This window comes from Streptococcus sp. SR4, from assembly GCF_000517725.1.
GTDB lineage: Bacteria > Bacillota > Bacilli > Lactobacillales > Streptococcaceae > Streptococcus > Streptococcus salivarius_F.
Window position 1 is genome coordinate 1 of record NZ_AZYW01000037.1, and the last position, 8767, is coordinate 8767.

Annotated in this window: 8 protein-coding genes; 1 reads left to right on the forward strand and 7 read right to left on the reverse strand. The window is 40.5% G+C overall.

Features of this window, described 5'->3' with window-relative positions; translation table 11 throughout:
* Positions 1-6: 6 nt before the first annotated feature.
* The 3 genes from HMPREF1519_RS04555 to udk all read right to left on the reverse strand — a co-directional run bounded on the left by HMPREF1519_RS04555 (position 7) and on the right by udk (position 2948).
* Entirely contained in the window at positions 7-267 is a 261-nt protein-coding gene (locus HMPREF1519_RS04555) for a YiaA/YiaB family inner membrane protein (RefSeq protein WP_002883990.1), read from the reverse strand.
* Between the two features lie 89 nt (positions 268-356).
* Complete coding sequence (locus HMPREF1519_RS04560) at positions 357-2276, reverse strand: ABC-F family ATP-binding cassette domain-containing protein (protein ID WP_022495746.1); 1920 nt, start codon at positions 2274-2276, stop codon at positions 357-359.
* 36 nt (positions 2277-2312) lie between these two features.
* A complete protein-coding gene (udk, locus tag HMPREF1519_RS04565) occupies positions 2313-2948 on the reverse strand; it encodes a uridine kinase (RefSeq protein WP_002890688.1) in 636 nt (211 codons plus the stop codon).
* 91 nt (positions 2949-3039) lie between these two features.
* On the opposite strand from udk, the gene HMPREF1519_RS04570 reads away from it, so the two are divergent.
* Positions 3040-4122 carry a DEAD/DEAH box helicase gene (locus HMPREF1519_RS04570; RefSeq protein ID WP_022495747.1) on the forward strand — a complete coding sequence of 361 codons (1083 nt, stop codon included), beginning with the start codon at positions 3040-3042 and terminating at the stop codon, positions 4120-4122.
* A 52-nt stretch (positions 4123-4174) separates the two neighbouring features.
* Here HMPREF1519_RS04570 and HMPREF1519_RS04575 read toward each other — a convergent pair whose 3' ends face one another.
* The 4 genes from HMPREF1519_RS04575 to HMPREF1519_RS04590 form a co-directional block, all read right to left on the reverse strand.
* Positions 4175-5338, reverse strand: coding sequence for an ATP-grasp domain-containing protein (locus tag HMPREF1519_RS04575; RefSeq protein ID WP_022495748.1), 1164 nt, complete (start codon positions 5336-5338; stop codon positions 4175-4177).
* Positions 5339-5384: 46 nt separating this feature from the next.
* Positions 5385-6125, reverse strand: a complete 741-nt coding sequence (locus HMPREF1519_RS04580; RefSeq protein WP_002884014.1) for an esterase family protein — start codon at positions 6123-6125, stop codon at positions 5385-5387.
* Between the two features lie 47 nt (positions 6126-6172).
* Positions 6173-7000, reverse strand: a complete 828-nt coding sequence (locus tag HMPREF1519_RS04585) for an alpha/beta hydrolase (protein ID WP_002884105.1) — start codon at positions 6998-7000, stop codon at positions 6173-6175.
* Positions 7001-7115: 115 nt separating this feature from the next.
* Positions 7116-8549, reverse strand: a complete 1434-nt coding sequence (locus tag HMPREF1519_RS04590; RefSeq protein WP_002890682.1) for an NADP-dependent glyceraldehyde-3-phosphate dehydrogenase — start codon at positions 8547-8549, stop codon at positions 7116-7118.
* Positions 8550-8767: the final 218 nt, after the last annotated feature.

Here is an 8767-nt window from a genome sequence, read left to right on the forward strand (position 1 = left end):
GAGCCCTTATTGTTCGAAAGTTTGTTGTGCGATGAGTTTGTTATAGTTTTCTTCATCTTCTTGATTATCACGGACAACCTTAGATACTGTAAAGGAAGATGAAATCAAGCCAACACATCCCATGAGGTAGTAACCCTTAACCATCAAAGGCTCTTTAAGGGTATAGAGGCCTACCAACATCAAGATTACGAAGAAGGCAAATGATCCCCATGCCATCATGTTGAAAGATGTTGTGTTACGATACACTTTTTTCTTTACTTTGTTCATAAAGTTAGTCTCCTTTTATATACTAAGACTATTATACCAACAATGTAAGCCTTTCACAACTCAAAACATGAAAAGGCTCTCATCATTCCTTAACCTTCCAACTGTTCTGATAAGTTACTCCACTCTTCCATCAGAGCTTCTTGAGAAACTGATAAGTCATCGAGCTCTTTTTGCAAGTCAGACAATTCTGCCACATCATTTGTTTCAAGCATGGCAGCAGAGATTTCCTCCAAGCGTTCTTCAATCTTCTCTAGCTCATTTTCAATTTGCTCAATGCGTCGACTTAGTTTACGCATCTCTTTTTGATTGGCTTTTTGAGCTTGATAATCACTAGCTCCCGCTGAAGCTACTTGGACTTCCTCTGATACTTGATTTTCCTCTGCCTCAAGACGTGCTAACTCTTCAAGCTCCGCCTTCTTCTCAAGGTAGTAATCGTAATCTCCAAGATAAATGGTTGCTCCATCCTCAGAAATTTCCATCACTTTGGTTGCCACTCGGTTGATAAAGTAACGGTCATGGCTGACAAAAAGAAGCGTTCCATCAAAGTCAATGAGGGCATTTTCCAAGACTTCCTTACTATCAATGTCCAAGTGGTTGGTCGGCTCATCTAGGATTAGGAAGTTATTGTTTTCCATTGATAATTTAGCTAGGAGCAGGCGAGCCTTCTCACCACCAGAAAGCATCGAAACCGACTTTTTGACATCATCACCTGAGAAGAGAAAGGCTCCCAGACGGTTACGAATCTCAACTTCAGGAGTTGTCGCAAAATCATTCCACAACTCATCAAGAACAGTGTTTGACGGTGTCAAGGCAGATTGGGTTTGGTCATAGTAACCCACTTCAACATTGGCACCATAGGTTGACGTTCCCTTGATAAACGGCAATTTACCCACTACAGACTTGATAAAGGTTGTTTTCCCTATACCATTAGGTCCCACAATGGCAATGGCATCCATCTTCTTAACATCCAGAGAAATAGGCTCTGAGAGAATCTCATCATCATAACCAATAGCAGCATCCCTCACAGTCAAGACCACATTCCCAGAGACCTTATCCGCATGGAAAGTCATATTAGCTGACTTTTGACCTTCTGTTGGCTTATCTAGGCGTTCCATTTTCTCTAGCTGTTTACGATGGGCTTGAGCACGCTTAGTTGTAGAGGCACGGACAATATTACGATTAACAAAATCCTCCAGCTTAGCAATTTCCTTTTGTTGCTTTTCAAAGTTCTTTGCTTCAGTGGCCAACTTTTCAGCCTTAAGGTCCATGAATTTTGAATAATTTCCGACATAACGATCTAAACTATGTTTGGTCAAATCCAGTGTTACTGTCGCCACCTTATCCAAAAAATAACGGTCGTGACTGACAATGATTAGAGCTCCCTGATAATTGACCAAGTAATTCTCCAACCAGGCAATGGTCTCGATATCCAAGTGGTTGGTCGGTTCGTCCAGTACCAAGAGCTCAGGCTTCTCAAGCAGCATTTTCGCCAAAGCCAGGCGCGTGTTTTGCCCTCCAGAAAGATCGGAAATGGGCATCTCCCACATGCTTTCATCAAACTTAAAACCATTGAGAATAGCTCTGATATCAGATTCATAGGTAAAACCACCACGCTGTCTGAAATCCTCGGAAAGGCGATCGTAGTCAGTCATTAACTTGTCCAAGTCTGCCCCAGTCAACTCGGCCATCTTCAATTCCATGTCACGCAGACGCTTTTCGTCTGCACGTAAGTCTGCAAAGACATTTAACATTTCTGCATAGATGGTATTACTAGACTCAAAGCGACTATCCTGAGCCAAGTAAGACAAATTCAAATCACGTTTTGTATTGATTTCACCACTCGTCGGCGCTTCCTCTCCAACCAAGATTTTCAATAAGGTTGATTTTCCAGCACCGTTACGGCCAACCAAGGCAATACGATCACGTTCATCTACCTGAATATTAATATTATCAAAGAGCACATCTCCTGAGAAAGAGCGCTCAATCTTGTTTCCTTGTAAAATAATCATAACGTTTCAATTATACCAAAAAAGCCAAGCTCCTGCTTAGGCTTTCTGACTTTCTTTCAAAATGCTTGCTACCTTAGTATTAATCAAGTCGATAGCAACAGTATTTGTGACACCTTCAGGAATCACCACATCTGCGTAGCGTTTCGTAGGTTCGATAAACTGATGGTACATAGGTTTAACCACACTGATATATTGCTCAATGATACTATCCAAGCTACGGCCACGCTCTTCCATATCACGCTTGATACGACGGATAATACGAATGTCATCATCAGTATCTACAAAAAGCTTGATATCCATCAAATCACGCAAACGTTTATCCTCAAGTACCAAAATCCCTTCAACAATGAAAACATCCTGTGGCTCTTGACGATAAGTCTTTTCACTGCGTGTGTGTTGGGTGTAGTCATAAATCGGAATATCCACTGGACGCCCAGCAATCAGCTCATTGATGTGTTCAATCATAAGATCTGTATCGAAGGCAAAGGGATGGTCGTAGTTCGTTGACACACGCTCTTCAAAAGTCAAATGTGACTGATCCTTATAATAAGAATCATGCTCAATCATGGCAATTTTCTCATCTGGAAAATTTGATAGAATGGCACGAGAAACACTGGTCTTACCGCCACCAGAGCCACCCGTAACCCCAATAATAATCGGTTTTTTAGGCATGGTAAATTCCTATCTAATATAGTCTTTCTTATCTATTCTACACTAAATCATGATATAATAAAAGCAAATCCATATAGAAAATGAGACTTTTATGTTTAAAAACTTTCCTGAACAATGGCAAGACCTCCTTAAAGAAAAAGGAATCACTACAGAGACTGCCATTCAAAAAGAACTCTTTGCACCAATCACTGAAGGAGATAATGTCCTAGGTATCAGTCCTACAGGAACAGGTAAGACCCTTGCCTACCTTCTCCCACTGCTCCTCAAACTCAAACCCAAAAAAGCTCAGCAACTGCTTATCCTAGCACCTAATTCTGAACTTGCTGGACAGATTTTCGACGTAACCAAACAGTGGGCTGAGCCACTAGGACTCACTGCCCAGCTCTTCCTTTCTGGCTCTAGTCAAAAGCGACAAATTGAACGCCTGAAGAAAGGACCGGAAATTCTCATCGGAACCCCTGGTCGTGTCTTTGAGCTGATTAAACTCAAAAAGATCAAGATGATGAACGTCAATACTATCGTCCTTGATGAATTTGATGAGCTTCTCAGTGATAGCCAATACCACTTTGTGACAAAAATCAGCCACCATGTTCCTCGTGACTATCAAATGATTTATATTTCGGCAACCAACAAAATTGACGATCAAGATCTTGTCGAAAATACTATCGTTTATGACCTATCTGATCAGGAACTAGACACTATTAAACATTATTATATCAGTGTTGATAAACGTAACCGTGTCGAACTTCTCCGTAAGTTCTCCAATATTCCTGACTTCCGTGGCCTTGTCTTTTTCAACAGTCTTTCTGACCTTGGTGCTACTGAAGAACGCCTCCAATTTAACGGAGCTTCAGCAGTATCATTGGCAAGTGACATCAACGTCAAATTCCGTAAGGTTATCTTGGAAAAATTCAAGAACCATGAGATTTCACTCTTACTAGGTACTGACCTCTTGGCACGAGGCATCGATATTGAAAATCTGGAAGTGGTCATCAACTTCGATATCCCTCGAGACCGTGAAGCCTACACTCACCGTGCAGGTCGTACCGGCCGTATGGGAAATGAAGGTAGCGTCATTAGCTTGGTAACTCATCCAGAAGACCTCAAAAAACTTAAAAAATTCGCTAAAGTATCAGAACTGGTTCTTAAAAACCAAGAGCTTCACGAAAAATAAGGCATTACAAAAGCACTTCAGTTTACTCTGAAGTGCTTTTAACATATACAGATTAGGCTTTTTTACCAAAGTCCTCAATCATTTGTTCCATTTCCTCACGACTTGGAGTTGTCAACATATAAAGGAAGTCACCTTGCAACTCTGCAAAGGCTGCAGGCATGATTTTCTTAACTTTAAGTTGTTCACGATACTTATCAAAAAGTTCTTCTTCTGAGTAAGCATAGTGTGAGCTTGCACGACGTGAAGTAGCCAAACAGTAAAGTGGCTCAAACTGAGAAGCTGGGAATGGTTCACCAGCAACGATATCCGCATAACCCTTGTACAAATCAAACGAATGAGCATAGTTATAGACGTCGATTGTGAAACCACCTGCTGGACGGTTGTTATATTCAATAGCAATATAATCGTCACCATCACGGAAGAACTCAATATGGAAGAAACGTTCCTTCATACCAAATTCTTTGACAATTGCCTCACCATACTTACGTAACTTAGGATCCATATCCTTAAGAACGTAGTAAGAATTGTCCATCTTGTAAATCATCAAGTCAAGTGGAGTGTGGGCATAATCGAAAGTTGTTGAGAAGACAATATTACCATCATGATCAATCAAACCATCGAAAGTACAGATTTCACTTGAAGTTACAAATTTTTCAAAGAAATAAACTGTTTCATGATCCCACTCAGCCTTGAAATGATTGATATCATCTTCTGTTTCAAGTTTGAAGGTTGCAGCTGCACCAACCCCATTATCTGGCTTAGCAATCATTGGAAGACCAATTTCTTTCACAGCTTTATCCACATCTTCGTCAGTTTTAATGACAGCACCCGGCACAACTGGAACACCAGCTTTTTGGAAGAGTTTCTTCATTTCAGACTTGAATTTAGTCTTCTTAAGGTCTTCTGGCTTAGCACCAAAAACATTGAACTGTTCACGAAGTGCTGCATCCAATTCCAACCAGTATTCATTGTGAGATTCGATGCGATCAATTGGACCATGTTTGTAGAAAAGAAAGGCTACTGCACGCTTAACTTCATCCAAGTTTTCTAAATTATCGACACGGAAATACTCAGTCAAAGCATCTTTCAAGGGTTGATCTAACTGCTCATAAGGCTCTTGACCAATACCAAGAACAGTGATTCCCTTATTAGCAAGTTCAACTGTAAACTGTTGGAAGTTTTGTGGGTAGTATGGTGAAATAACAAGATAATTCATTAGTGATTCCTCTTTTATAGTTATTTAGATAGGATAGACAAAGAAATTATAGGTTCATATTGTCAAGGAAATAAGGCATTTGTTTACGCCACCATTCCCAATCGTGAGCGACATCATGGCCCCACTCAGAGAACCAAGCTGGAATGTTCTTTTGTTCAAAGGCTTCCTTGAGTTTATAGTAAGATGGAAGACCATCTTGTTCCCAAGCACCAAGACCTGTACATACGATGATCTCAGCTTGACGGTAGCGGTCGATAAACCAACCATCATTTTGGTTCCAGATATAATCTGATGGGGAATTTTGGTAAATAGCTTCATCCCCTCCAAACTCACCCACAAAGAAACGAGCATCATAGACACCACTAAGGGCTACTACTTTATTGAAAACATCAGGGTGTTGCAAGAAGAAATTAAGCGCATGGTAAGCACCCATTGAACATCCTGTTGTCATCATTGGATCAAACCAACCAGTTTTGTGTTTGATAAATGGAATAGCTTCTTCAATAACATAACGTTCATAGGCACGATGCATTTCAGCACGATCGTGTGGATTTTTCCAATCACAAAGCCAGCTTTCACTATCCACACTTGACAGCGTAAAGAATTGTACGCGTCCTTCTTCGATAAAACGTGCACAAGCATCAATCATACCAAAGTCATAGTATTCGTTATGACTACCACCTGATGAGGCAAAAACCACAACAGGGATACCAGCGTGCCCATAACGGTTAACATACATTTCACGATTAAGTTGACCACTCCAGTGGCTAAGATGTTCGATATTCATATTTATATTCCTTTTCCTAAATTAAAAATATTTTGCGTTAATAAAGACTAGTCCCACTTTTCAGCGAAAAAGCGAAGACAGTCTGGTAAATTCTCAGCCCAAGCTTCTTCATTGTGTTCAGCGCCAGATTGAATGTGAATCTTGATATTTTCCAAATCAACCCCACGAGCAATCAAATCATGGTAATAGCTCAATGAAGAGTCAATATAAGCCTGCTTAATGTTACCAGCCATCAAGGTCTTGTCAGTATCATCAGCTTCCTCAGTCCCTACATAAATGTAGACACGTTGATCTGCATCCAATTTTTGACGCGACATGTAACGATCAAAGGCATCTTGATGCAACCAGTTAGCTGAAGAAAATACCCCAAGACAACCAATCTGCTCCTTATAATCAAGCCCCATAAACTGAGTGATATTCCCACCAAGAGATGATCCAATCATAGCTGTATGCTGACGGTCTGAGAGGGTACGGTACTCCTTGTCAATAAAGGGTTTAACCACATCCATGACAAACTCCGCATACTCTACTCCCTTGCCTCCGAACTGAACACCAGGGATATTAGATTCTTGGTACTTCCACGCAGAATACTCATTCATACGGCCAGGACCATCATTATCGATGGCCACAACAATCATTCGAGAAATATCAGGATTACGCTTGATTGTTGGGATAATCTTCCAAGAATAGCCAGAAAATGACTCCTTACTATAAAGAACATTCTGGCCATCATGGAAATACACGACAGGGTAAGAACGATCTGTATCCGTTTCATAGTTCTTAGGTAGAAGAACACGCACACGACGAAGTTTACCAGTGTATGGCACCTCTAATTCATGGGTCTTCATAACCAAGTAAAAATAAGATTTATTCATTGTCAGAAAACTCTCTATATTCGAAATTTAGTTCTATTATACCATATTTTAAAAGAAAAAGAGCCCCTATAATGGGGACTCTTTACACTTTTTTAATGATTGAATAGCTAAACTCTTAGTAGTTTGCGATATCAAATACTGTTGATTTCACACGAGTCATAGCTTCGATAGAGTATTTCACACCTTGAGTTCCGGCACCAGATCCTTTAACACCAAGGAATGGGAAGTTATCTGTACCACGTTGTGTTTTGTTGTTGATGTGAACTGTACCAACTTCGAGTTGTTCAGCAATTGCAAACGCACGTGGGTAGTCTTGAGTAAAGACTGCACCTTGAAGACCAAATTCAGATTCGTTAGAAATCTTGATTGCTTCTTCAACTGAAGATACACGGATGAATGGCAATACTGGACCAAATGGTTCTTCCCAAGCAAGACGCATGTCAGTTGTTACATGGTCAAAGACAGCTGGGTAGATAAGGTTACCTTCACGTTTCAATTCAGTTTTAGCAGTAGCACCTTGTTCAACGGCATCATCAATCAAACCTTGAACGAAGTCAGCTGCTTTTGTATCGATAAGTGGTGTAACGCTTGCGCTTTCTTCAGGCATACCAACAGTGATATTACCTACCAAAGCAGTTACTTTTTCTACCAATTCATCTGCAACGCTATCCATTACAAGGACACGTTTGATAGCTGTACAACGTTGACCTGAATAGTCAAAGGCACCAGCAACAATGTTTTTAGCAGTCAAGTCAAGATCAGCATCTTCAAGAACGATAGCGGCATCTTTACCACCAAGTTCAAGCATGATTGGACGCATAGCTGCCAAACGACCGATGTTTTCACCAACTGGTGTTGAACCTGTGAAGTTGATGAAATCAACTGCTTTGTGTTCAACGATGTAGTCACCGATAACAGAACCACGACCTGTGATAGAGTTCAAGACACCTGCAGGGATACCAGCTTCAACAAATGCTTCAACCAAAAGAAGACCTGAGATAGAACCTTGTGTTGGTGGTTTGAAGGCAACAACGTCACCAGCAATCAAGGCAGGAGCAATTTTAGAACCAGCCAAGTTTACTGGGTAGTTAAATGGAGAGATAGCAAGGACAAGACCTACTGGTTCGCGACGAACAACAGCGATTTTTTTCTTACTACCAGCGTCAAACGCACCACCTTCAAGTACTTCACCTTCCAAACGCAAACCTTCTTCAGCTGCATAGTGGATGATTTCAGCAGTACGAACAACCTCACCGATTGCAGATTTCAAACCTTTAGAGATTTCTTTAGAAAGAACTTGTCCGATTTTTTCTGCATCACGTTCCAAGATATCTGCTGCTTTATGAAGGTAAGCTGCACGTTCAGCATATGAAAGCGCACGCCATGCTGGAAGTGCTGCTTTAGCTGCTGCGTAGACTTCGTCTACTTCAGCTTGGCTCATCGCTGGAACTGATCCAAGTTCCTCACCGTTTGCAGGTGCGTAAATAGTAATTTCGTTTTCAGATGTTTTCCACTCACCATTGACATAGTTTTTGTATTGTTTAGCCAAGATAGTAACTCCTTTTATCTATTATAAGACCTATTTTATCATTTTTTTAGAAATAATCCAAGATTTAAACGAGAATTATTCAGAAAATTTTGACAAAAAATAGTTTTAATTATTAACCTAGGTTAGCCGTATTCTACTCCTAACCAATGAATGAGTCAATTATTTTGTCTTTGTTTAGTTATAAAAAAAGTGAAAGCCTAGGCCTCCACTTTTTATGG